This is a genomic window from Thermopolyspora sp. NPDC052614 (assembly GCF_040678635.1).
Lineage (GTDB): Bacteria > Actinomycetota > Actinomycetes > Streptosporangiales > Streptosporangiaceae > Thermopolyspora.
Map to the genome: position 1 here is coordinate 288,115 of NZ_JBFATZ010000005.1, position 21,924 is coordinate 310,038.

The following is a 21,924-nucleotide window of genomic DNA, read 5'->3' on the forward strand; positions in this document are numbered from 1 at the left end:
GCAGCATCATCGACGCTCACCCCGAGACGGAAAAGAAGCCACAAGCGGCACGGGAACCGTACGGACCACGCCCAGCAACTCGGCACGCAACCCGGCATGCAACTCGACATGCGGCATCATCGACGCTCACTCCTAGACGGAAGGGAAACCGGAAGCGGTGCGGCCAGGGCGAGCCCGTGCAGAATCCAGCGCCGCCCGGCCCGGCCGCCGAGAGCGGCTCCCAGGTCGGCGGCCTGCCATGAGCCGATCGGCCGGGTACGCAGGCCGAGCGCGGTCGCGGTGAGTTCCGCGCACGCGACCGCGTAACCGGCGGCCAGATGCGCCACGCGCACCTGCTCGGCGGACGCCCCGTCGGGGACGCCCTCGCCGATCAGGACCGCTCCGGCCTCGGCGAGCCACCCCTGCCGCGCCGCCCACACCGCCAGCGTCGGCCGCGCCTCGCCCTTGGCGACGAGGCGGAGCACCCGCGGCTCCGCGGGATCGGCGACCACCAGGCCCGGCGGGGTTCCGACGGCCGCGCACCAGGCGGGACCGCAGGGGGAGGACTCCCCCGCCGAGGTCAGCACCGTGGCGAGGGCGGCGTCGTCGGGCTGCCCGTTCAGCGGCGGCGGCGCGCTGCGGCGGCGCGCGATGGCCCGCGCCAGGGACGGCCCCTCGCACATGGGCGGAGAACCCGCGGGCCACCAGACGGCGGAGTCGGCGGACCGGGCGAGAGCGGCCAGCACCGCGCCGGCGCGCCGCCCGGCAGGACCTGGTGCGAGGCCGGATGCGGGCCCGGCCACCGGCGGTGCGGCGAACGGCTCGGCGGCCCAGGTGGTGAGCGGACGGCGATCGAAGCGGCCGGACGCGTCGGCGTGGAGCGTGATGTGAACGGCGGCGAGCGGCTGTTCCGGCGTGGTGCCCGCCCACGTGGCGTGCCATCGGCCGGGCGCGGGCAGTCCGGCGGCGGCCGCCAACTCCGCCGCGTCGGCGTTCAGCGTCACGCGGGCTCGATAACCGTGCGCGACCGCGGCCATGGCCAGGGCCGCTGCGGCGTGCCCGGTATCCAGAAGCAGCAGCGGCCAGGCCCGGTGACCGTAATGGGAGGCGGTGCGCTGGACGGTCACGGTGAGCACGACGGCCAATCCCGGCGGGGCATCGGCCGGTGCGGGGCCGCGCAGGCGGGCCCGATGCTCCAGCGGGTCGTACGCGTAACGTCCCGGCGGCAGCGAGCACCCCGGGCCGACCATCAGGTGTGCGTTGACCGGGTGCAGCGCGCCCGCGGAGGCCACCGGTCGCAACCGCGTGGAGGCGCCGGGGAGGCTGTTGGAACCGTCGGGCCCAGCCTTGGGAACGCCGCCGGAACCGGTAGGTCCGGCATTAAGCGAGTCGGTACCGGCGGAGGCCACCGGTCGCAACCGCATGGAGGCGCCGGGGAGGCTGTTGGAACCGTCGGGCCCGGCCTTAGGAACGCCGCCGGAACCGGTGGGTCCGGCATTAAGGCCGCCGGAACCGGTAGGTCCGGCATTAAGCACGTCGGTACCGGCCGGTCCAGCCTTGAGCGAGAACGCCAGCACGCGTCCCACATCGAGGGCTCCTCCCCCGGATGACAGATCGACCCATTCGCCCGTCCACCGTTGCCCGACCGGGCCCGCGAGCGTGTCGGCGTCGACCGGCCTGGTGGAGCGCGCCTCGGCAAGCGCCTCGGCGACGAGCCGGTCATCGGCTGTGATGATCATGTACGTGGAACCTCACATGTGCGGCGGCGGGGCGAGGGTGAAGTCGTCAGGGCCGATCGGAGCGGTGGCCCGCCACCCGCGGGCGAGCGCCACCTGCGCGAAACGCGGGCAGCCGTAGTAGGCGAAGGCGGCGGGCGCGTTGGGCACCAGCCCCGTGACCAGGACGCGGGCCACCCGCAGGGGCGTCTCGGCAACGTCGGGCGTGGTCAAATCGAAGACGACGACGCGATGCCCGCCGGAGGCGAGCCGCTCGCGAAGCCGTACCGGGGAGCCGGGGGCCACCTCGTCGATCGACACGGTCCGCTCCGGATGGGTGAACCGCCGCGCCAGCGGGGCCATCCGCTCGTCAAGCCAGACCTGAACGTGCGCCCCCAGATCGCGGACGTGAGCGAAGTCCACTCCGGCGTCGTCGAGGTAACGGCGATCCGCACGGTGCTCGAAATACAGCCCTTTGGCGAGAATTCCGGCGTCCACGGCCTTGAACACCCATCCGCCGGGTTCGGTGAGCCCCTGGGTGAACACCCAGGTGTGCACGGCTTCCAGCACGGCCTTCCGGACGGCTTCGACGGGATCGAACCGGCAGGCGAAGCCGACCCCGTACAGGCCGCGATCGGCGTCGTGCACCAAGGCGGCCATGGCCGGGGCGAACTCGTTCGGCATCTCCACCACCCAGGCCCGCAACGCCGAGCCCGCGAGGTTGGCCGCCAGGCCCGGGACGCTGCCCAGGTCGATGCCTCGCGCCGGACCTCCCAGATGCCACCACAGTTCGAGGGCATCACGTTCGACGATCTCCAGCAGCGCGCGTTCGGCGGCGTCGGCGAGCCCGGCACCGGTGGCGATGCCCGCGTAGTTGAGGTGGTGGGTACGCGGCAGGGACTTCAGGTCGCCCTGCCGCCAGTTGAGATGGGTCAGCGCCACGGGTGCCAGGCACTCGCGCTCGCCGCCGCCGGGAAGCCGCTCGACGCCGAGCGCCCACAGCGCCTCCGTGCCCTCGGTGAACGGGCGGTACGGGAAGCGGGGGCGCGCGTACTGCCAGTCGGCGTAGGCGGGCAGCTCCGCGGGGGTGAGGTGGTTGCGCCCGGCGAGGTCCGCCGCGGTGGCGCGCAGCGGGGCACCCGGTTCGCCGGGAGGCGGCACCCGGTTGCCGCAGTAACGCTCCACCGCCTCGGCGATGGCGGCGATCCGGGCACCCTCCGGGTCGCCGAAGGTCGTGCCGAGCGCGACCCGGTCGGCGGGCCACGCCCCGAACCGGCGGGCGTCGCTGACGTCGGCGGTCATCGCCACGTAACGCGCGGGGGTGCCCGGCGGATGCTCGACCGGGGCCAGCGACCGGACCAGCCCGCAGACCGGATCGACCAGCGCGTCCACCGGGAGAGGAGACGCGGGCGCGGCCGCGGGGCGGTACGCGGAAGGGGCGAGGATCGGGTTGTGCGCGGTCACCTGAGGATCTCCTCGGCTGGATCGACGGATCGGAGCGCGGCTGCGGGACGGTACGCGGAACCGGAGAGGATCGGGTTGTGCGCGGTCACCTGAGGATCTCCTCGGCTGGATCGACGGATCGGAGCGCGGCTACGGGGCGGTACGCGGAACCGGAGAGGATCGGGTTGTGCGCGGTCACCTGAGGATCTCCTCGGCTGGATCGATGGATCGGAGCGCGGCGGCCGAATCGAGGACAGGCAGTGCCACATGGCTGCCGCCCGGGTCGACGGTGCGCAGGGATGGCCGCAGGACGGTGGCGCGGAGCGGGTCCTGCCCGGTGTGCGGGTTGCGGGCATGGGCGGGGAAGTGATGCCCCGCGATCTCGACCCGCAGCCGGACGCCTGCGGGCAGCCGCCGGAACAGCGGCCCGAGCGGGACCCTGATCGGTACGCGCGCCCCGGTCGGCGCGCCGCTGCGCGCGATGCCGGTGGCCAGGGGTTCGGCGGTCCCGCGCGGTGTGATGAGGACGAGACGGACCGCCCAGTCGGCGCTTGGCGTGTCCGCCGTGGCCAGGATCCGTGCTTCGGCGTCGCCGGCCAGGTCGAGCGCGGTGGGCAGCGGGTCGCCGAGGGCGAGCAGCCGGTCGGGCCGTCCGCGCACGGGTACCCCGAGGTGATCGGAACGCATGGGACGCTCTGGATCCGCGACGAACTCCTCCCCTCGAAGCACCCGCAGACCTAGATCCGTGCCGTCCATCGGAATGACCCTGGCGGGTGGGGCGTACTCGTCGGCGGACAGCCAGTGGCCCGCACCCTCGATGGCGACCGCGCCGCGGCGCCCCCTGAGCGCTCCGCTCAGCGCGGCGCGCGCGAACTCCGCGTACAGCGGTCCCAGGGCAAGAGCATGCTCTTCGTCCGTTCCCGGGCCGGGGTTGGCGGTGAGAATGTGGCCCCAGGGGCCGAGCAGCAACCTGGCGGCCCCCGCGCCCTGTCGGCCCCAGGCCCGCCACAGCGTCAGGGTGTCGGCGGCGAACGCGTCGCGACTCCCGCCGACGGCGAGCAGGGGGATCGCCCCGGACTCGGCCCGGGGCCCGTCGTCCCCCGGGCCGATGCGGATGGTCCCGGCGGGATCGCCCGAACGCCGCGCGGCCCACAGCCGTTCCCACGAGGGCAGCGGGCGTCCGAGCCGGCGGGGCAGATCCAGCACGGGAAGGTGGTCGAGCAGCGCGGGGTCGGCGGCCAGGGCCCGGTCCAACGCGCATGGGTCGCTGTCGCGCCGGTCGCCGTGGGCGGCCCACCATCCCGCTCGCGCCAGCAGTCGTTCCACTCCGGTCGTCTCTCGTGCGGTCTCCGCCGGCCCCAGCGCGGGCACGGCGGCGATGACGGCATCGGGCCGGGCCGTCGCGTCGGGATGCAACGCCACGGCCAGCGCGCAGTGCGCGGCGTAGGAGGCCCCGCAGGCGACGATCGCGCCGTCGCACCACGGCTCGCGGCGCAGCGCCCGCACGGTCGCCGCGCCGTCGTCGGCCTCGTCGCGGTACGGCCGCCACCGCCCGCCGGAGCCGTGCCGGCCGCGTACGTCCTGGACCACGGCGGCGAAGCCACGTCGCGCCCAGGCCCGCAGTTCCGCGGCGTGCGCACGCCGGTCATATGGCGTCCGGATCAGGACGCAGGGAAACGGGCCCGGCCCATCCGGCAGGCAGTGGTCGGTGGCCAGGGGTACGCCGTCCCCCGCCGTGATCACCTCGGAACGCTCGATCATGCGTGACGATCCGCGATCGGAGCCACGGGCGGTATCGGCAGCACGCAGTGTTCGGTGACGCTGAGATCCCGCAGGTCGATGCGGCGCAGTCGGCGGTGAGCGGGCAGGCCGCCTCCCCGGTCCGCCCGGCCCATGGCCCACGCCGCCAGGTCGGTGGCGACCAGGGCGGCGACGGCCGCCGCAGCCGCGGCTCCGGTGACCGGATCCGGCCCCGCGGTGGTGTGCCCGGCCCAATAGGCGGCGAGTTCGCGATGCGCCGGGGAGGCCGCGAGACGACGTGCGGCCACATGCGCCGCCAGTACGCCGCCCGGGCCGGCGGCGATCGGCTCGACCCACGCCTGCCAGCCCTCCCGGTGGCAGCGTGCCCAGGCGATGCCCCGCTCCGGCAACCGGTCGGCGTCCTGCCACAGGCCCTGCGGAACGGGGCGGTCCAGGCACCAGACCACCGCGGCGACGTCCGCGACATCCTGGCTTCCGGAGGCCTGGCTTCCGGAGGCCGGCGCACAGGCGAGCCGCGTCACGTCCCGAGGCCGCGCGGGACGGGGCCGCGCCCCCGCCGCGGCGAGGAACTCGGTGACCGGCGCGGTCAGCCGCTCGTCGCCGAGCACGAGCACATTGGCGCGCTCCGACGGCCAGGAGAACGGCGCGCCCAGGTAGCCGGCCGCCGCGAAGGCGTCCAGCAGCCGGTCGATCTCCTGCGCGTCTTGGTGTGCCTCGCCCATCCAGGCCGGGGCGGTGTGACCGAGAAGCTCCAGGACCCCGGCGACGGCCCGGGAAGGGGCGTTGATGCGCAGAAACTCTCCGTCGGGACCGCGGACCACGGGCGCGAGCCCAGGCATGGCGACGATCTCGACACCGGGGGCGAGTCGCGTCCACGACACGTTTTCTCCTCCTCATCAGCGGTTGCACAGGCTCATCAGCGGTTGCACAGGCCTGACGAGCGACATCTGCCGGACAGGCGACGGGCCCGCCCGGGGCGCCACCGGACGGGCCCGTCGAGATCACTTACTCCTGGTCGTCGTCGAAGGGGTTCTCGACGAGGGCGTTGGAGTGGGACGCGGACAGGTGCGGGAGCTGGTCCTGCTCGACGATCGGGGTGAAGACCTGCTGTTCCACGAGTTCCTCCTACCTGATCGGAAACCGACACCCGGTTGGGCGCCGAGGTCAACAGTAATGAAAACGGTAATCGTTTTCAAGATAGGGATCGGTCGGGATAGCAGACCGGCCACCCGCGCTCGGGGTCCCGGCCCACCCTCCCCTCGATGCCGAACACCTCCCGCAGCAGCTCAGCCGACATCACCCGGTCCGGCGGCCCGTCCGCCGCCACACGCCCGTCGCGCAGGGCCACCAGGCGCTCGGCGAAGCGGGCGGCGAGGCCGAGATCGTGCAACACCATCAGCACGGTCAGCCGACGCTCCTCGCGCAGATGTACGACGAGGTGCAGCACATCGAGCTGATGCCGCAGATCGAGGTAGGTGGTCGGCTCGTCGAGCAGCAGGACGGGCGTGTCCTGGGCCAGGGCGAGCGCGAGGCGCACCCGCTGCCGCTCGCCGCCGGAAAGCGTCTCCACCGGCCGGTCCGCCCACTGCTCGACGCCCACGTCCCGCATCGCGCGGATCGTCTGCGGGTCGTCGCCCACGCGCAGCATGCCCAGCGGCCCGCGCGCCGCGTACCGTCCCTGACGCACCATCTGGCGTACCGTCAGGCCGGGTACGGCGGGTGCGGACTGATGCAGCAGAGCGACCTTACGGGCGGCGGCACGGCGGGATGTCGCGGCCATGTCGGCACCGTCCACCGTCACCCGGCCCGACCCGGGACGCAGCACACCCGCCGCGAGCCGCAGCAGGGTGCTCTTGCCGCAGCCGTTCAGCCCGACAAGGGCGACGAGTTCGCCGGTCCGGACCCGCAGAGTCACCTCTTCGAGCACGCGTCGCCCCGGGTAGCCGAAACTCACCCGGTCGAAGTCGAGCACAGCGGATCCCATGTCCGCCACCTGGCTCATCGTCGCAATGCCGGAATCGCCGATCATTTCGGACACGGTCTGCACTCCTCGTTCGTCTGTGTCACCCGGGCGTCGAATCCCGGCGTCGAACCACCTGCGTGGGACCACCGGCCTCGGGTCCCCGGCACTGAACCACCAGCCGCAAACCACCCACGTCCAACCACCGCCACCAGACCACTGGGCCAAACCACCTGCGTGGGACCACCGGCCTCGGGTCCCCGGCACTGAACCACCAGCCGCAAACCACCCGCATCGAACCCCGCCACCAGACCACTGGGCCAAACCACCTGCGTCCAACCACCGGCCTCGGGTCCCCGGCACTGAACCACCAGCCGCAAACCACCCGCATCGAACCCCGCCACCAGACCACTGGGCCAAACCACCTGCGTCCAACCACCGGCGTCGGACCGCCGACCTCGAACCACTCGCACCGGGCCCCGGCGTTGCTCCCATACGCCGGATCACGGCTCGACGACATGCCGACGGGCGACGAACAGCAGCACCGCCGCCCCCACGCAGGTCGTCACCGCGCCGACCGGCACGCTGAGCTGCTCGGCGCCCCAGGCCGTCACCATCCGCGAGGCCAGTTGGGCGACCGCGTCGGCTCCGCACACCGCGACGGCGCCGGCGACCGCCACCCCGGGGAGGGCGAGTCGCAGATCGGACCCGAGCAGGGCGAGCGCCGCGTGCGGCACCACCAGACCGACGAACCCGAGCGCCCCCACCGAGGCCACCGCGCCCGCGGTCAAGGCCACCGCGCAGGCCAGCGCGAACCCGCGCGCCCGCGCCGGAACCAGACCCGCCGCCTCGGCGACCCGCTCCCCGCAGCGCAGCAGCATCAGCGGGCCCGCGGCCAGGCAGGCGGCCACGCCCCAGCACAGCGTCCACGGCCACAGCAGCGTCCAGTGCTCCCAGGTCCGCGCCTCCGTCGTGCCGACCATCCACTGCACGAAGCCGCCGAGCTCACCCGGCGCGGCCAGCAGGATCACCGCCGTCAGCCCGCCCAGCGCCGCCGAGACCAGCACGCCGTACACCGCCGCAGCGGCCGGATCGGCCCCCGCCCGGCCCGCCGTCAGCCACAGCAGACCCGCGCCGCCGCAGCCCCCGGCGACCGCGGCGAGCACCACGGCGGCCGGTGACGCCCAGTCGGCCACGCCCGCGGCCGTGGCCGCGACCGCGCCGAGCACCGCCCCCGGAGTGACCCCCGTGACCTCCGGAGCGGCCAGCGGGTTGCGCAGCGCCGCCTGCAGGATCAGCCCCGCGAGGCCGAGTCCCGCCCCCGCTCCGAGCGCGACCAGCACCCGAGGCGGCCGAACCTGCCAGACCAGATGCCGGGCGATCGGGTCCGCCGCGGCATCGGTGAGCGCCTGCCACAGCTCCGCCCCCGTCAGCGCCCGCCCCGCCGCCAGATCGGCCATGGCCACCAGCGGTACGGCGAGCAGCAGCGCACCGAGGACGAACGCCGGGCGGCGTCGCCGACGCGCCGGACGCGTCTCGGGGGACGCGGGACACGCCTCCGCGGGCGGGGGCCGGTTCGCGAGCGTCATCGCACGACGCTCCCCTGCCCGGCGCGCAGACCACGCAGCAGCGCCACGCCCACCGGCACGCCGACCAGCGCCGTCCACGCCCCGACCGGAGTCTCCATCGGCTTGAGGGCCAGGCGCGCGGCCTGGTCGGCCCACACGGTGACCAGACCGCCCCAGACCACCGCCCACGGCAGCCACGCCACCACGTCCGCGTCCGGACGCAGCCGACGGGCCAGGTGCGGGGCGAGGAACCCCACCCACGCGATCGGGCCGCACACCGCCACCACCGGGGCGATGAGCAGCACGGCGACGGCCAGCGCCCCGAGGCGGGCGTGCCGTACCCGCACCCCGAGGGCGCCGGCGTCGTCATCGCCCAGCCGCAGCACCGACACCATCGGGGCGCACAGCGCCAGCAGCGGGACGGTCGCCGCCGGCCACGGCCAGACCCCGTGCCAGGCCTGCCAGGTACGGCCGGACAGGCTGCCCAACAGGTAGCGGAAGATCACCTGAAGATCGAGCTGGTCGGCCATGACCATCAGGACCAGCAGCGCGGCCTGGAACGCCGCCGCGACCGCGGCCCCGGTCAGCAGCACCGCCGACGGGCTCCGGCCGAAACCGGCGGCGGCGAGGGTCGCGGCCCCGCCGATCGCGGCCCCCGCCAGCGCCAGCAGCGGGTGGGACCAGCCGGGCAGGGGCAGCGCGAGCACCAGCGGGGCGGCGACGCCGAGCGCAGCCCCCGAGGACACGCCGAGCATCTCCGGGACCGCGAGCGGGTTGCGCAGCGCCTCCTGCATGATCAGCCCGGCCGCCCCCAGGCACCCCCCGGCGAGCAGCGCGAGCAGCAGCCGGGGCAGCCGGATCTCGCGCACCACCAACGACTCCAGCCCGTCCGTCGCGTCGCCGGTGAGCGCGCCGAGCAGCCGGGACGGCGGGATGTCCGGCGTGCCGAGGCAGAGCGCGCACAGCGCGGCGGCGGCCAGCAGCCCGGCCGCGAGGGCGGCCCGCGTCATCGCAGCACGGCCGTGGCCTCGTCAAGGACGATGCCGAGGGACCGGGTGCCCCGCCCCTTCGCCCACACCTCCGGATCGACCTCGATGACCTTGCCGTTCCGCACTGCGGGGATTCGCGACCACAGCGGGTTGCCGGCCATCTTCTCCGACAGTCTCCCGGTCGTCGCGCCGAACGCGATGGTCTCCACGAAGAGCACGTCGACGTCCCTGGCCAGGATCTCCTCCAGGCTGTAGGTGCCTTCGATCCCGCGGTCCTCCCACGGGTAGTCGCAGATCAGCGGGAACAGCCCGGCCGCCACGTCGCGTCCCGGCGCGGCCACGCCGAAGTTCTCGTCGCCGCCGAACACGATCAGCGCCGTCTTGCCGCTCCTGGCCTTCTCGGCTGCCAGGAGCTTGTCCCGCAGGCGTCGTTCGGCGGCGACCGCCGCCTCGCCCCGGTGCGTGAGCGCGGCGAGGTCGCGCAGGTAGGCGACGGCGTCCCGCCACGTCGTGGGCTGCACCGCCCAGAATGTGGTGGCGCCGCGCAGTGCGGGGGCGAGCTTGCCGTGCGTGTCCTCCAGGCCGATGACCAGGTCGGGCTTGTGGGAGAGGATCGCCTCCACCTCGGGACTGACGAAGCCGCCCGGGATGACCGGCACCTTCCGCGCCTTCTCCGGACCGAGGAACCGGGGGTGCGCGAGCAGCGCCGAGTTGGTGGCGGCCGGGACCATGCCGAGCTCGGTCAGCATGTCGTCGCACAGGGCGACCAGGCAGACGACGCGCTCCGGGATGCGATCGACGGAGATCTTCCTGCCGCGTACGTCGGTGATGCTGTCGGATGCGGCGACCGGCTGAATGGGCGGCAGGCCGGCGACGCCGCCGGTCGGCGAGCCGGTGGCCGCGCCGCCGGGGTGGTCGGGGACGGCGCCGCCGCAGCCGGTCAGCAGGGCGGCTGCGGCGGCCAGCGCGACGGTACGCCGCAGCAGGCGGCTCGGGTTGCACGGCATGGTCATGGGCTCTCTCTCGTCGGGGAACGCTCGCGAGGCGCACCGGGGAGGGATCCGGGGTCTTCTCACACTCAGGCGAAGATGATAATGGTTTTCATTCCGTGTGTACATCCGCCCCCGGGAGCACGTCGTGACACCACTGCGCCTCGTCGCCGCCGATCACGTGGCCGGCGTCGTCTACGTCCTCGAACCGCGTACCGGCCGCCTGCTGACCCGTCTCGACGGGTGCCACCTCGCCGAGCACGCGGGATTCCTGCACCTGAGCGGTGGGAGACTCGCCTTCGTCGACGATCTCGCCGGCGAACTGATCGTCCTCGACCCGTTCGCCGCGGGAACCGGCGACCCGGTCGCGGCCCGCGCGCCCGTCGCCGTACCGGCCGAACACCTGGCCGCCGATCCCGGCGGCCGGTACGTGGTGGTGACCAGCGGCTGCGGGCGCTCCTGGGAGCCGTGGAGCGACCTGCTCACCGTCGTCGACCTCTACCCGCGGGCGGACGCGGGAGACGCCGCCCGTCCCCGCTCGATACGGGTCCGGACCCGCGTCGGCGAACCGGGCGTCACCGTACTCCCCGGCCTCCCGGGTCTCCCGGGTCTCCCGGACCTCCCCGTACTCCCCGGTCTCCCGGGGCGCGCCGACCCGGCGGACGCCGACGACCTGCTGGTCCTGCTGCGGCACCGCATGCCGGGAGCGCTCGACGCGCACCGGCTCTCCCACCTGCTGGACGCGCCCCCCGGCTGCCCCACGGTGGAACCCCTCGCACGCCTGCCCCTGCCCGACGACGGACACGGAGACGCCGCGGACCCCACGACCCGCCGGGTGTTCGCCGCGACCGGCGCCGGTGTGCACCGCGCCCGCCTCAGCGGCTCCGACCTGATCGCCGAGCGTCCGCTGTCCTGGGACATCCCGGGGAGCGCAGGAGGTCGGGGCTACTACCTGCGGTTCGACCCGGCGCGCCGAATTCTGTGGAGCACGGTGCGCGGCGGACCGGCCGAGCCCGGCGAGTGGCCGCTGTGGACCAACGACGCGTGGTGGCACCGGCTCGACGACACGGCCACCGGCCGGATACCCCTCGGCTCCGGCCTGGTGTTCCGCCTGGCCTTCTGCGACGGCCGCGTCGTCTTCACCCGCGTCCATCCCGACGGCGACGAACTGATCGTGGTCGACGCGGACGCCCCCGCGGTCCTCACACGCATGCCGCTGCCGCCGATGGACGGCGCCCCGCGCAAGGGCGCCACGCCCTGGGACGGGGTGCAGCGACGCGCCGTCGCCGGATCACCGGCCGCCCCTCTCGTCGCGATCACCCAAGGCGGCCACGGTCAGATCCACCTCCTCGACGTCGCCTCCGGCTCCGACCTCCGCACGCTCGACCTGCCCACCCCCTTCGACGAGGGCGGCCGCCTGACCATGATCGGCATGGACGACGGCTCGGCGGCAGACGCCGTCGGCCGCTGACCGGACCCGTCACCCGCTCCCCGTAACACCCCGAGCCCCATCCCGAACGGGCCTGTCCGGACGGCTGCCGCGCCCCACGGCCGAACACACCCGTCGCATGCTCCTTCCGCACGCTCAGGTGATGGCGTCGAGCAGGTTGTGGCACATCTGCTCGCAGGTGCGGCACCGCTCGGCGCACACGCGGCAGTGCTCGTGCATGGCGGCGTGCCGACCGCACTCCTCGGAGCACGAGGAGCATGCCTGGACGCACGCCTGGAGCTGGGCACGAGTGATGTTGGCGTCGTAGCCGGTGTGCCGCGACAGCACGCGTGCCGTCGCCTCGCAGATGTCGGCGCAGTCGAGGTTGGTGCGGACGCATTTGCGAAGCTCGGCGACGTTCTCCTCGCTCAGGCAGGCGTCGGCACAGGCGGTGCACGCCTGAGCGCAGTCGACCAGCGCCAGAACGGCGTCGGCGAGCCGCTCACGATCGAGGTTGATCTCGGCCGGGTGCGTCTTGATCATCTCACGGACCGGCATATCAGTTCCTTTCCGCTGATGTCCTCACTGTCCACGCGCGCCCCTACCCGGCCTCAGGGAGATCCACCGAAGGGATCCGGCATCTTCTAGCCGAAGGTGCGCGCTCCGCCCGCCGAGCAACTCGCCGAACCGGCCGGGCTCGGCGTCACCGACCTGATCCCGCATCCGCTGGACGGGTCACCCCAGCCCAAGGCCGCCGTACTCGGAGAGCCGCTGCCCGCGATCACGCCCTCGGGCCGGACCGGCCGAGGCGAACCGCTCACCGGCCTGATCCCGGCGGGCGAGATCGGCGGCGTACGCCGTGCCGCGCGGGACGGTGGGGTCGTGCGTTCAGGGCAGTCCATGCAGGACGTGCTTTTTCGTCATGCGAAACCACACGACACGCCCTGCTGTGTGCTCGCGACTCCCCCAGGAGTGGGACATCTGGTCGACCAGCCACAGTCCGCGGCCGCCCAGTCCCTGGCCGCCGGGGTCGGTACGAACCTGCGGCGTGTTCGTAGCCGAGCCTTCGTCGATCACCTCGACCTGGATCGCCTCGCCGCAATCGGTGACGACCAGGGTGACCTGACCGTTTGGGCGAGCCGAGTCGGAATGGCGAATGGCGACCCCCTGCCGACGTGCGCGCCCTGCTCGCCTTGTACGCGGTCGACGAAGCCGAAGCCCAGGAATTGATGATCCTCGCGCGTCAGGCACGGCAACGCGGCTGGTGGGAGGCGTACAAAGACGTTCTTCCATCGCGCTACTCGACCTACATCGGTCTGGAGGCCGAGGCCGAATCCCTGTGCAGCTACGAGTCCCTGTTCCTGCCCGGGCTGCTACAAACCGAGGACTACGCCCGCGCCGTAATCCGCGGCGCTCTGCCGATGGCCACCGAAGAAGAGGTCGACAACCGAGTCGCGGTACGCATCGCACGCCAACGCGTGCTCACCGCCGACGGACTACGCCTATGGGCGATCATGGACGAGGCCGCCCTCCGGCGTCACATCGATGACGACGGCTCAATCATGGCCGCGCAAGCAGACCACATCGTCACCATGGCGCACTCGCCCACCGTGACCGTACAGGTGATCCCCTATACCGCCGGGCCGCACCCTGGCATGCACGGCAGTTTCGGCATCCTGAGGTTCCCCGCCGCCACAGCCCACGACGTGATCTACGTTGAATCCATGGCCGGTGACCTCTTCCTGGAAGGCGAGGCCGACATCAAGCGCTATACCGGCATCTTTGAGCACCTACGGGCGGTTGCCCTATCGCCGTACGATTCGCTCCAGGTCATCACCAAGCTGGCGCATGCCTAAGGAGCACGACCATGAGCCACACGATCAAACCGACCAGCGACCTGTCCGATGCACGGTGGCGGAAAAGCTCATACAGCGGCGGAAACGGCGCATGCGTTGAGGCCGCAGCCGTCGGCCACCGCATCGCGGTCCGCGACAGCAAGAACCCAGCAGGTCCAGCCCTTCTCCTCACCCAACACGCCTGGAGGTCCTTCATTCGCGCCGTCGCAGAAGGCGAATGCGGCTGAGATGGGTTCAGAGCCTCTCGCGCAGCGGCTATCAGAGCCCGAGCACCTCGGCAGTACACCGCGACCGACGCAAATGCCGTGACCCCAGCCCGCGGCGCCTACCTGGTTGATTCTTTTCCCCCGCTGTGAGGACGCGTCCTCGGCGTGCTCGGCCTCACCGCGATCGTGCGGCTCCGACGGTCAGCGCTTGTGCATGATCACTCGCCTTGGCCCCTGTATCGCGACGGCCCGCCACCCACGGTGCCGGTAGAGGCCGATCGCGGCGTGCGCGGCAGGGTGGGTCGATAACCAGTAGGGGCCGTTTGGGACGGCGGCGAGGACGGTGTCGTGCAGGGCGAGACCGAGCTTCATGCCGCACAGTTCCGGGAGGACGGCGAGTTCCTTGAAGGTGAAGTCGTTCCTCGGAGGGTGTGACGCGGACAGGGCCAGCGCCGAGCATCGCAGTCCGTAGGCGAAGCCGTACACCTCATCGCCGGACAGCGCGAGGGCGAGGACGAAGCCGGGGCGCTCGCTGTCGGCGAGCACGCGTGCGGCGACGCTTCTGGCCATCGGGTACGGCTCGCGCCACGGCGGGCGCGTGAAGCAGCGTCCGCCCACGTCGGCGATCGCCGGGAGATGGCGCGCCAGGTCTGCGGAGGGGATGAGGCGGATCTCGGCGTCCGCCTGTCCGGCTGAACCTCTCGAAGAGGCCGACGAGGGCCGTGGGCGGGCGGACGCCGTGGTCATCGGGTCACGCGCCCTTGGCCGCGTGGTAGCGGGCGATGACGTCGTTCCAGTTGATCAGGCCCCAGAGCTTCTCGACGTAGTCCGGGCGGACGTTGCGGTACTGCAGGTAGTAGGCGTGCTCCCAGGCGTCGAAGACCAGCAGGGGTGTGGTGTTCATGCCGACGTTGCCGTGGTGGTCGTAGACCTGCTCGACCACGAGCCGGCGGCCGAGCGGCTCCCAGGCCAGCACGCCCCAGCCGGAGCCCTGCACGGTGATGGTCGCGGCGGTGAGCTGCTTCTGGAAGGCCTCGAAGGAGCCGAAGTGCTCGGCGATGGCGTCGCCGAGCTCGCCGTCGGGGCGGTCGCCGCCGTCGGGTGCGAGGTTCTGCCAGAAGATCGTGTGCAGGACGTGGCCGGAGAGGTTGAACGCGAAGGTCTTCTCCAGGCCGACCAGGCCGCCGAACTCGCCCTTCTCACGCGCTTCGGCGAGCTTGTCCAGGGTGTCGTTGGCGCCCTTGACGTAGGCGGCGTGGTGCTTGGCGTGGTGCAGCTCAAGGATCTCGCCGGTGATCGCCGGCTCCAGAGCCGCGTAGTCGTAGGGCATGTCAGGCAGCGAGTACCGACCCATGTCCGTCCCCTCATCTGCTGTAGTTGCAACTTATATGCAATAACGGTACTCCTGCAACAAGTGGCGGAGCGGTCTTGACCCCCGATCCGGCGGGACCTAATTTGCGAATTGTTTGCAAGTGAAAGCCCACTGCAAGGAGTCGGTGTTCCATGAGGCGGTTCGTCCTGCTGCTGCTGGCCGCGCTCGCCATGGCGGCCTGCGGCACGCAGTCCGCCACCCCGCAGGCCACCCCCACCCAACCCGCCGCGCAGCAGGCCGGCTTCCCGGTCACGATCGAGAACTGCGGCCGCACGTACACGTTCGACAAGCCCCCGGCCCGGGTGGTCACCGGCTACCACCCCGCCCTGGAGACGCTGCTCGCGCTCGGGCTGCAGGACCGCGTCGTCGGCCGTACCAACTTCTCCGAAAGCGCGTTCCTGCCCGGTCAGAAGGAGCACTACGACAAGATCCCGGAGATCTCTCCGACGATCATGCTGCCGCAGAAGGAGATCATGCTCTCTCAGGGCGCGGACTTCGTGCTCGACAACTCCACCGCCAGCTTCGACGCGGCGGGCGGGTACGCCACGGTGGAGGAGCTGACCGCGGCCGGAGCGCCCGTCTACCTGCTGGGCGGCTGGTGCAGCCCGGAGGGGCAGCTCGCCTTCAAAATCGAGCAGACCTTCACCGACCTGCGCAACCTCGGCGCGATCTTCGGCGTCCCCGGCCGGGCCGAGAAGCTGATCACCGACCTGCGCGCCCGGCTGGACGACGCGGTCAAGCGGGTCGCCGACCGGCCCAAGGTCAAGGTCCTGGCGACCGACGGCGGCAAGGGCCCGGTCAACGCATACGGCGGCGCCGGGCTGACCAACCAGATGATCGAGCTGGCGGGCGGCGAGAACGTCCTGGCCGACGTGAAGGCCGACTACACCGAGGTGAACGCCGAGAAGATCGCCGCCACCGACCCGCAGGCGCTGATCGTCACCGAGTACGCCACGCTCCGCGGCGAGCCCATGCCCAGCGCACCCGACAAGGCCGCGCAGGCCTTCGGCATCGCCAAAAACAGCACCGCCGCCAAGGAACGGCGCTACCTGGCCCTGCCCGCCGCGGCCCAGCACCCCGGCTACCGCAACATCCTGGCGGTCGTCGAGATCGCCAAGTTCCTGCACCCCGAAGCCTTCGCCTGATGAGCCAGGCGAAGGCGCTACGGCTGGACCTCACGACGCGCGTCTCCGGCCGGCTGTGGCTGATCACCGGCGTGCTCGGGCTCGCCGCCGTCGCCTCGACGCTGCTCGCGGTGAGCATCGGCGCGGTCCCGGTGAGCCCGGCGCAGGTGTGGGGCATCGTCGCCGACCGTCTCGCGCCCGGCTCGGTCACGCCCGCCTGGACGGCCGCGCAGGCCCAGATCGTCTGGGAGTTCCGCCTGCCCCGGGCCATGCTGGCCCTGTTGGTGGGGTCGGGGCTGGCGGTGGTCGGCGCGGTGCTGCAGGCGCTGGTGCGCAACCCGCTGGCGGACCCGTTCCTGCTCGGCGTCTCCTCCGGCGCGTCGCTGGGCGCGGTGCTGGTCTTCATCCTCGGGTCGTCGGCGCTCGGCGGGCTGTCGCTGTCGATGGCCGCCTTCCTCGGCGCGCTGCTCGCCCTGGTGCTCATCTATGTGCTGGCGCAGCGGTCGGGCCGGATCACCCCGGCCCGCCTGGTGCTGGCCGGGGTCGCCCTGGCGTACCTGTTCCAGGCGCTCTACAGCTACGTGCTGCAGCGGGCGCAGAGCGGCCGGGCCGCCCAGCAGGTGCTGTTCTGGCTGATGGGCAGCCTCGGCGGGGCCCGCTGGGAGTTGCTGCCGATTCCCTCGGTCGTGCTGCTCGCCGGGCTGGCCTACCTGCTGGTCCAGCACCGCCCGCTCAACGCGCTGAGCTCCGGCGAGGACAGCGCGATCTCCCTCGGCGTCAACGTCGCCTTCCTGCGCGGACGCCTGTTCGTGCTCACCTCGCTGCTCGTCGGCGTCATGGTCGCCACCACCGGCGCCATCGCCTTCGTCGGCCTGATCGTCCCGCACGCCGCGCGGCTGCTCGTCGGCGCCGACCACCGCCGGGTCCTGCCGGTCTCGGCCCTGCTCGGCGCGGTGTTCCTGCAACTCGTCGACGTCGCCGCCCGGACCGTCGCCGCCCCGCAGGAGCTGGCCCTGAGCATCGTCACCGCCGTCTTCGGCGTTCCGTTCTTCCTGTGGCTGCTGCGGAGGCGCGGATGACCCTGCGCGTCAACGGCGTCTCCCTCCGGATCGACCGGCGCTTGATCGTCCAGGACGCCGATGTGGAGGTCGGCCCCGGCGAGTTCGTCGGCCTGCTCGGCCCCAACGGCTGCGGCAAGTCCACCCTGCTCCGCGGCGTCTATCGCGCCCTGCGCCCCGCCGCCGGCCTGATCACCGTCGAAGGCGACGACCTGGTACGGCTGACGCCGCGCGAGTCGGCCAGGCGCACGGCCGTGGTCGCCCAGGAAACCCCCGCCGAGCTCGCCTTCACCGTGGCCGAGATGGTGGCCATGGGCCGTACCCCGCACAAACGCCCCCTCGACCGCACCACCACGGCCGACGAGCTCATCTGCGCCCAGTCCCTCGAACGCGTCGGCGCCGGCCACCTGGCCGCCCGCGACTTCGCCACGCTGTCCGGCGGGGAGAGGCAGCGGGTGCTCATCGCCCGCGCCCTGGCCCAGCAGAGCCGCCTGCTCCTGCTCGACGAACCCACCAACCACCTCGACATCCGCCACCAGTTGGAGATCCTGCGCCTGGTACGCGACCTCGGCGTCAGCACCCTCGCCGCGCTGCACGACCTCAACCAGGCCGCCGAGTACTGCGACCGCCTCTACCTCATGGACGGCGGTCGCATCGTGGCCGGCGGAACCCCCGACGAGGTACTGACCGCCGAACGCGTCTCCCAGGTGTACGGCGTACGTGCCGTCCATCGCACCCGGCTCGCCTTCGAGCTCAAGGAGGATCCGTGATCATCCGATTGCTGAGCCTGTCGCCCGCGGTCCGGCCGCGCCTGGCGGCGCTGGTCATCCTGCTGCTGGCCATCACCGCGAGCTACGTCGGCCAGGGCGTGCTGGTCGCCCAGTCCCTCGCCCGGATCTTCGCCGGACGCCCGGTCTCCTCGATCGTCTGGCTCATCGCCGGCATCGCCGCCCTGCAGCTCGTACGCAGCCTGGCGCTGGCCGTCCGGGAGGACGTGGCCCTGCGCGCCTCCGGCGCCGTCAAGGCCGAGTTGCGGCGCCGCCTCACCGCCAAACTGCTCCTGCTGGGGCCGAGCTGGGCACAGCGGGGCCGGACCGGCTCCACCCAGACCTCGCTCGTCGACGGCGTGGAGACCGTGGACGCCTATGTCGGCAGATTTCTGCCGCAGACGATCGCCGCGCTGCTCGGCGCCGTCGGTGTGACCGCGTTCCTGTTCGTGCTCGACCCGATCATCGGCGTGGTCGTGCTGCTGTGCGCGGTGCTGACGCCGGTGCTGCCACTGGCGTCCAAGCGGCTGCTCCGGGACCGCAACGCCGCCTGGTTCCGCGGCTACAAAGGCCTGTACGCCGAGAACCTGGACGCGTTGCAGGGCATGGCCACGCTGAAGGCGTTCAACGCCGGCGGCCGGCGCGGCCGGGAGCTGGCCGCACTCGCCGAGGCGTTCTGCCGTGACTCGATCCGGCTGATGGCCATCGTCGTGGCGTACCTGGGCGGGGTGGCGTTCGTCATCGGCCTGGGGACCGCCGTGGCGCTGGGCGTGGGCGCGACGCGGCTGGTCGCGGGCGAGCTGAGCGTGACCGAGCTGCTGCTGATCCTCATGCTCACCGCCGAGTGCTTCCGGCCGCTGAAGGAGCTGGAGGCGGCCTATCACTCCAGCTACAACGCGGTCCCCTCGCTGACCGCGATCTTCGAGGTGCTGGACGCCCCGGCGCCGTCGCAAGGCGCCGGGGCCGTGCCACGCGCCGGGACCCGCCATGACGTGTGCTTCCGCGAGGTGACCTTCACCTACCGGGACCGCGACCGGCCCGCCCTGGACCGCTTCACCCTGACCATCGCCCCCGGCGAGCGCGTCGCCCTGGTCGGCCGCTCCGGCGCGGGCAAGACCACCGTCGCCTCCCTCCTGCTGCGCTACTTCGACCCCGAACAGGGCCACATCACGATCGGCGGCACCGACATCACCGAACTGCCGCTGCGGGAGCTGCGCTCGCTCATCGCCGTGGTCGCGCAGGACACCTACCTCTTCCACGGCACCGTCCGGTACAACCTCACCCTGGCCAAGCCCGACGCCACCGACACCGAGATCGAGGCCGCGATCCGGGCCGCGCGCGCCGGCTTCGTCCACGACCTCCCCCTGGGGCTCGACACGATCGTCGGCGAACGCGGCCTCAAGCTGTCGGGCGGCGAACGCCAGCGCATCGCCATCGCCCGCGCCCTGCTCAAGGACGCCCCCATCCTGATCCTGGACGAGGCCACCTCCAGCGTCGACGCCGCCAACGAGTCCGGCATCCAGCAGGCCCTGGACGCGCTGACCGGAGGCCGCACCACCATCATGATCGCCCACCGCCTGTCCACGGTCCGCGACGCCGACCGCGTCATCGTCATGGCCGACGGGAAGATCGCCGAAGAGGGCGACCATGCCGGCCTCCTCGAACGGAAGGGCGCCTACGCCCGCCTGGTCGCCGCCCAGGAAGGAGCCGTCTGATGCTCGCCCTCACCAGGCTCCTTGGCCCCCACCGCCGCCTGCTGCTCGCGGCGATCCTCAGCGGCATCGCCCACCACCTCGTCGTCCTGGCCTCGGCCGGCGTCGGCGCCTGGGTGGTCAGCCACGCCATCACCGGCGCCTCCGCCGATGACCTGCGCGGCGGACTGATCGCCCTCGCCGCGCTGCTTCCCCTGCTGGCCGTCACGCCGTGGCTGGAGTCCTACATCGCCCACGTGGCCGCCTTCCGCGTCCTGGCCGACGTACGCGGCCGGGTCTACGCCGCCTTCGACCGCCTCGCCCCCGGCTACCTGCTCCAGCGCCGCTCCGGCGACCTCGGCGCCGCCGCCATCTCCGACGTCGAGCAACTGGAGCTGTGGTTCGCCCACACCCTCAGCCCGCTGGTCAGCGCCGCCACCGTACCCGTCGCGGCCCTCACCGCGCTCGGCGTCTTCCACCCGGCCCTGGCCCTGGCCCTGGCGCCCGCGCTGGTCGCGCTCGCCCTCGTCCCCGCCTGGCTGCGCCGCCGCGCCCAGGCCCACGGCGCCGAACTGCGCGCCCGCGTCGGCGAGCTCAACGCCGAAGCGGTCGACACCCTCCAAGGGCTACGCGAACTGATCACCTCCGGCGCGGAGGCACGCCGCCTCGACCGCCTCGCCGTACAGGACGAGCGCCTGCTCAAGGCCAAGATCGCACACGGCCGCCGCTCCGGCCTCGAACACGCCGTCACCAACGCCCTCACCACGCTCGGCCTGCTGTCCGTCCTGCTCACCGCCGCCCTGCTGGTCACCTCCGGCGATCTGGACGCCGCGTTCTTCCCCGTCGCCGTCGTCCTGGCCGCGACCACGTTCGCGCCCGTCGTCGCCGTCACCGACGTCGCCCGCGACGTCGGCCTCGTCATCGCCGCCGGCGACCGCATCATGACCATCCTCACCACCCCCGCACCGGTGACCGACCGCGTCGACCAGCCCCCGCCCGGCCCCATCGAGCCCCGCGTCGTCTTCTCCTCAGTGAGTTTCCGGTACGGCACGGCCCTGCCCGACGCGGTCACCGAGATCACCTTCGACATCGCCCCCGGCGAGACCGTCGCCCTGGTCGGCCACTCCGGCGCGGGCAAGTCCACCTGCGCCGGCCTCCTCATGCGCCTGTGGGACGTGAACGCCGGATCGATCACCATCGGCGGCCACGACATCCGCGACTTCCCCCAGGACGACCTGCGCCGCCTCATCACCCTGGTCCCCCAGGACGTCTACCTCTTCAACATCCCCCTGATCGACAACATCCGCCTCGGCCGCCCCGAGGCCACCCGCGAACAGGTCATCGCCGCCGCCCGCGCCGCCCAGGCCGACGAGTTCATCACCGCCCTCCCCGACGGCTACGACACCCTCCCCGGAGAGCTGGGCACCCGCCTGTCCGGCGGCCAGCGCCAGCGCATCGCCATCGCCCGCGCCATCCTCAAGGAGGCGCCGATCCTCGTCATGGACGAGGCCGTCTCCAACCTCGACACCGAGAGCGAACAGGAGGTCGCCGCCGCCATGACCAGCGTGCGCCGCGACCGCACCACCCTCATCATCGCCCACCGCCTCTCCACCATCCGCACCGCCGACCGCATCGTCGTCCTGGACAACGGCCGCGTCGCCGACTCCGGCACCCACCAGGAACTGATCGAACGGCCCGGCCCCTACACCACGCTGATGGCCGCCCAGCTCACCGGATCCGGCCGGTCGTAGGTGCCCGTCAAGGCCACCCACCGCACGCGGAGACGTCGCCCACTCTGCTGCCGGGGGCGCTGACCGTCCCGGACATGACCGACTGGCCGATGCCGGAGCTGCCAGGCATCGACACGGGCGCCCTCATCTCACAGGGCGTACCTCGCTGGTGGACGCCGCCGCGAGCGTCCTGCTGTGGGGCCTCACCTATGGCGGCCTGTCCGTCAGCGGCCAGATCTGGCTGACCCGGTCGGCTCCGGACCGGGTCGAGCAGGTCACCGGCCAGT

General features: G+C 72.7%; 21 protein-coding genes. 8 read left to right on the forward strand and 13 right to left on the reverse strand.

The window, feature by feature from the left end:
- Positions 1 to 116: 116 nt before the first annotated feature.
- The 9 genes from AB0K60_RS13390 to AB0K60_RS13430 form a co-directional block, all read right to left on the reverse strand.
- Positions 117 to 1,271 (reverse strand): hypothetical protein, encoded by a 1,155-nt coding sequence (locus tag AB0K60_RS13390; protein ID WP_364052814.1) that lies wholly within the window; start codon positions 1,269 to 1,271, stop codon positions 117 to 119.
- A 459-nt stretch (positions 1,272 to 1,730) separates the two neighbouring features.
- Positions 1,731 to 3,158, reverse strand: coding sequence for a YcaO-like family protein (locus AB0K60_RS13395; protein WP_364052817.1), 1,428 nt, complete (start codon positions 3,156 to 3,158; stop codon positions 1,731 to 1,733).
- Between the two features lie 174 nt (positions 3,159 to 3,332).
- The gene (locus tag AB0K60_RS13400; RefSeq protein ID WP_364052820.1) at positions 3,333 to 4,898 is read right to left on the reverse strand and encodes a CocE/NonD family hydrolase; all 1,566 of its coding nucleotides are present in this window, start codon (positions 4,896 to 4,898) and stop codon (positions 3,333 to 3,335) included.
- Positions 4,895 to 5,779, reverse strand: a complete 885-nt coding sequence (locus AB0K60_RS13405; protein ID WP_364052823.1) for a hypothetical protein — start codon at positions 5,777 to 5,779, stop codon at positions 4,895 to 4,897. The genes AB0K60_RS13400 and AB0K60_RS13405 overlap by 4 nt, the downstream gene beginning before the upstream one ends.
- A 124-nt stretch (positions 5,780 to 5,903) precedes the next feature.
- Positions 5,904 to 6,014 (reverse strand): streptamidine family RiPP, encoded by a 111-nt coding sequence (gene amiA, locus AB0K60_RS13410; protein ID WP_364052826.1) that lies wholly within the window; start codon positions 6,012 to 6,014, stop codon positions 5,904 to 5,906.
- Positions 6,015 to 6,090: 76 nt separating this feature from the next.
- A complete protein-coding gene (locus AB0K60_RS13415) occupies positions 6,091 to 6,927 on the reverse strand; it encodes an ABC transporter ATP-binding protein (RefSeq protein ID WP_364053478.1) in 837 nt (278 codons plus the stop codon).
- A 434-nt stretch (positions 6,928 to 7,361) separates the two neighbouring features.
- Positions 7,362 to 8,447, reverse strand: a complete 1,086-nt coding sequence (locus AB0K60_RS13420) for an iron ABC transporter permease (protein WP_364052829.1) — start codon at positions 8,445 to 8,447, stop codon at positions 7,362 to 7,364.
- A complete protein-coding gene (locus tag AB0K60_RS13425; protein WP_364052832.1) occupies positions 8,444 to 9,436 on the reverse strand; it encodes an iron ABC transporter permease in 993 nt (330 codons plus the stop codon). The genes AB0K60_RS13420 and AB0K60_RS13425 overlap by 4 nt, the downstream gene beginning before the upstream one ends.
- On the reverse strand, positions 9,433 to 10,428 hold the full coding sequence (locus tag AB0K60_RS13430) for an ABC transporter substrate-binding protein (protein WP_364052835.1): 996 nt from the start codon (positions 10,426 to 10,428) through the stop codon (positions 9,433 to 9,435). Before AB0K60_RS13430 ends, AB0K60_RS13425 begins: the two co-directional genes overlap by 4 nt.
- Before the next feature lie 124 nt (positions 10,429 to 10,552).
- Here AB0K60_RS13430 and AB0K60_RS13435 point away from each other — a divergent pair, with 124 nt between their 5' ends.
- Positions 10,553 to 11,875 (forward strand): hypothetical protein, encoded by a 1,323-nt coding sequence (locus AB0K60_RS13435; RefSeq protein WP_364052838.1) that lies wholly within the window; start codon positions 10,553 to 10,555, stop codon positions 11,873 to 11,875.
- Between the two features lie 114 nt (positions 11,876 to 11,989).
- Here AB0K60_RS13435 and AB0K60_RS13440 read toward each other — a convergent pair whose 3' ends face one another.
- Positions 11,990 to 12,391, reverse strand: coding sequence for a four-helix bundle copper-binding protein (locus AB0K60_RS13440; RefSeq protein ID WP_364052841.1), 402 nt, complete (start codon positions 12,389 to 12,391; stop codon positions 11,990 to 11,992).
- Positions 12,392 to 12,721: 330 nt separating this feature from the next.
- On the reverse strand, positions 12,722 to 13,126 hold the full coding sequence (locus tag AB0K60_RS13445) for an ATP-binding protein (protein ID WP_364052844.1): 405 nt from the start codon (positions 13,124 to 13,126) through the stop codon (positions 12,722 to 12,724).
- Between AB0K60_RS13445 and AB0K60_RS13450 the strand changes: the two genes are divergently transcribed.
- Positions 13,009 to 13,689 carry a DUF5753 domain-containing protein gene (locus tag AB0K60_RS13450; RefSeq protein WP_364052847.1) on the forward strand — a complete coding sequence of 227 codons (681 nt, stop codon included), beginning with the start codon at positions 13,009 to 13,011 and terminating at the stop codon, positions 13,687 to 13,689. The two genes, AB0K60_RS13445 and AB0K60_RS13450, sit on opposite strands and share 118 nt — an antisense overlap.
- An 11-nt stretch (positions 13,690 to 13,700) precedes the next feature.
- Positions 13,701 to 13,916 carry a DUF397 domain-containing protein gene (locus AB0K60_RS13455; protein ID WP_364052850.1) on the forward strand — a complete coding sequence of 72 codons (216 nt, stop codon included), beginning with the start codon at positions 13,701 to 13,703 and terminating at the stop codon, positions 13,914 to 13,916.
- A gap of 180 nt (positions 13,917 to 14,096) precedes the next feature.
- On the opposite strand, the gene AB0K60_RS13460 is transcribed toward AB0K60_RS13455, so the two are convergent.
- Both AB0K60_RS13460 and AB0K60_RS13465 read right to left on the reverse strand, forming a co-directional pair.
- On the reverse strand, positions 14,097 to 14,642 hold the full coding sequence (locus tag AB0K60_RS13460) for a GNAT family N-acetyltransferase (RefSeq protein WP_364052853.1): 546 nt from the start codon (positions 14,640 to 14,642) through the stop codon (positions 14,097 to 14,099).
- Between the two features lie 4 nt (positions 14,643 to 14,646).
- Complete coding sequence (locus AB0K60_RS13465; RefSeq protein ID WP_364052856.1) at positions 14,647 to 15,249, reverse strand: superoxide dismutase; 603 nt, start codon at positions 15,247 to 15,249, stop codon at positions 14,647 to 14,649.
- Positions 15,250 to 15,398: 149 nt separating this feature from the next.
- On the opposite strand from AB0K60_RS13465, the gene AB0K60_RS13470 reads away from it, so the two are divergent.
- Genes AB0K60_RS13470 through AB0K60_RS13490 form a run of 5 tightly spaced genes read left to right on the forward strand, consistent with a single transcriptional unit; the run spans position 15,399 to position 21,658 of the window.
- Positions 15,399 to 16,412 (forward strand): ABC transporter substrate-binding protein, encoded by a 1,014-nt coding sequence (locus AB0K60_RS13470; RefSeq protein WP_364052859.1) that lies wholly within the window; start codon positions 15,399 to 15,401, stop codon positions 16,410 to 16,412.
- Positions 16,412 to 17,470 carry an iron ABC transporter permease gene (locus AB0K60_RS13475; protein ID WP_364052862.1) on the forward strand — a complete coding sequence of 353 codons (1,059 nt, stop codon included), beginning with the start codon at positions 16,412 to 16,414 and terminating at the stop codon, positions 17,468 to 17,470. Before AB0K60_RS13470 ends, AB0K60_RS13475 begins: the two co-directional genes overlap by 1 nt.
- Positions 17,467 to 18,219, forward strand: a complete 753-nt coding sequence (locus tag AB0K60_RS13480) for an ABC transporter ATP-binding protein (protein WP_364052865.1) — start codon at positions 17,467 to 17,469, stop codon at positions 18,217 to 18,219. The genes AB0K60_RS13475 and AB0K60_RS13480 overlap by 4 nt, the downstream gene beginning before the upstream one ends.
- The gene (locus tag AB0K60_RS13485) at positions 18,216 to 19,931 is read left to right on the forward strand and encodes an ABC transporter ATP-binding protein (RefSeq protein WP_364052868.1); all 1,716 of its coding nucleotides are present in this window, start codon (positions 18,216 to 18,218) and stop codon (positions 19,929 to 19,931) included. The genes AB0K60_RS13480 and AB0K60_RS13485 overlap by 4 nt, the downstream gene beginning before the upstream one ends.
- On the forward strand, positions 19,931 to 21,658 hold the full coding sequence (locus tag AB0K60_RS13490; protein ID WP_364052871.1) for an ABC transporter ATP-binding protein: 1,728 nt from the start codon (positions 19,931 to 19,933) through the stop codon (positions 21,656 to 21,658). Before AB0K60_RS13485 ends, AB0K60_RS13490 begins: the two co-directional genes overlap by 1 nt.
- The last annotated feature ends 266 nt before the right edge of the window (positions 21,659 to 21,924 follow it).

What these genes read in the sequence shown, in the direction of transcription:
- AB0K60_RS13420 (WP_364052829.1), bottom strand. Translation starts at nt 8,447, where the DNA reads ATGACGCTCGCGAACCGGCCCCCGCCCGCGGAGGCGTGTCCCGCGTCC.
- AB0K60_RS13480 (WP_364052865.1), top strand. Translation starts at nt 17,467, where the DNA reads ATGACCCTGCGCGTCAACGGCGTCTCCCTCCGGATCGACCGGCGCTTG.
- AB0K60_RS13465 (WP_364052856.1), bottom strand. Translation starts at nt 15,249, where the DNA reads ATGGGTCGGTACTCGCTGCCTGACATGCCCTACGACTACGCGGCTCTG.
- AB0K60_RS13455 (WP_364052850.1), top strand. Translation starts at nt 13,701, where the DNA reads ATGAGCCACACGATCAAACCGACCAGCGACCTGTCCGATGCACGGTGG.
- AB0K60_RS13470 (WP_364052859.1), top strand. Translation starts at nt 15,399, where the DNA reads ATGAGGCGGTTCGTCCTGCTGCTGCTGGCCGCGCTCGCCATGGCGGCC.
- AB0K60_RS13475 (WP_364052862.1), top strand. Translation starts at nt 16,412, where the DNA reads ATGAGCCAGGCGAAGGCGCTACGGCTGGACCTCACGACGCGCGTCTCC.
- AB0K60_RS13400 (WP_364052820.1), bottom strand. Translation starts at nt 4,898, where the DNA reads ATGATCGAGCGTTCCGAGGTGATCACGGCGGGGGACGGCGTACCCCTG.
- AB0K60_RS13415 (WP_364053478.1), bottom strand. Translation starts at nt 6,927, where the DNA reads ATGATCGGCGATTCCGGCATTGCGACGATGAGCCAGGTGGCGGACATG.
- AB0K60_RS13430 (WP_364052835.1), bottom strand. Translation starts at nt 10,428, where the DNA reads ATGACCATGCCGTGCAACCCGAGCCGCCTGCTGCGGCGTACCGTCGCG.
- AB0K60_RS13490 (WP_364052871.1), top strand. Translation starts at nt 19,931, where the DNA reads ATGCTCGCCCTCACCAGGCTCCTTGGCCCCCACCGCCGCCTGCTGCTC.
- AB0K60_RS13460 (WP_364052853.1), bottom strand. Translation starts at nt 14,642, where the DNA reads ATGACCACGGCGTCCGCCCGCCCACGGCCCTCGTCGGCCTCTTCGAGA.
- AB0K60_RS13440 (WP_364052841.1), bottom strand. Translation starts at nt 12,391, where the DNA reads ATGCCGGTCCGTGAGATGATCAAGACGCACCCGGCCGAGATCAACCTC.
- AB0K60_RS13445 (WP_364052844.1), bottom strand. Translation starts at nt 13,126, where the DNA reads ATGGAAGAACGTCTTTGTACGCCTCCCACCAGCCGCGTTGCCGTGCCT.
- AB0K60_RS13425 (WP_364052832.1), bottom strand. Translation starts at nt 9,436, where the DNA reads ATGACGCGGGCCGCCCTCGCGGCCGGGCTGCTGGCCGCCGCCGCGCTG.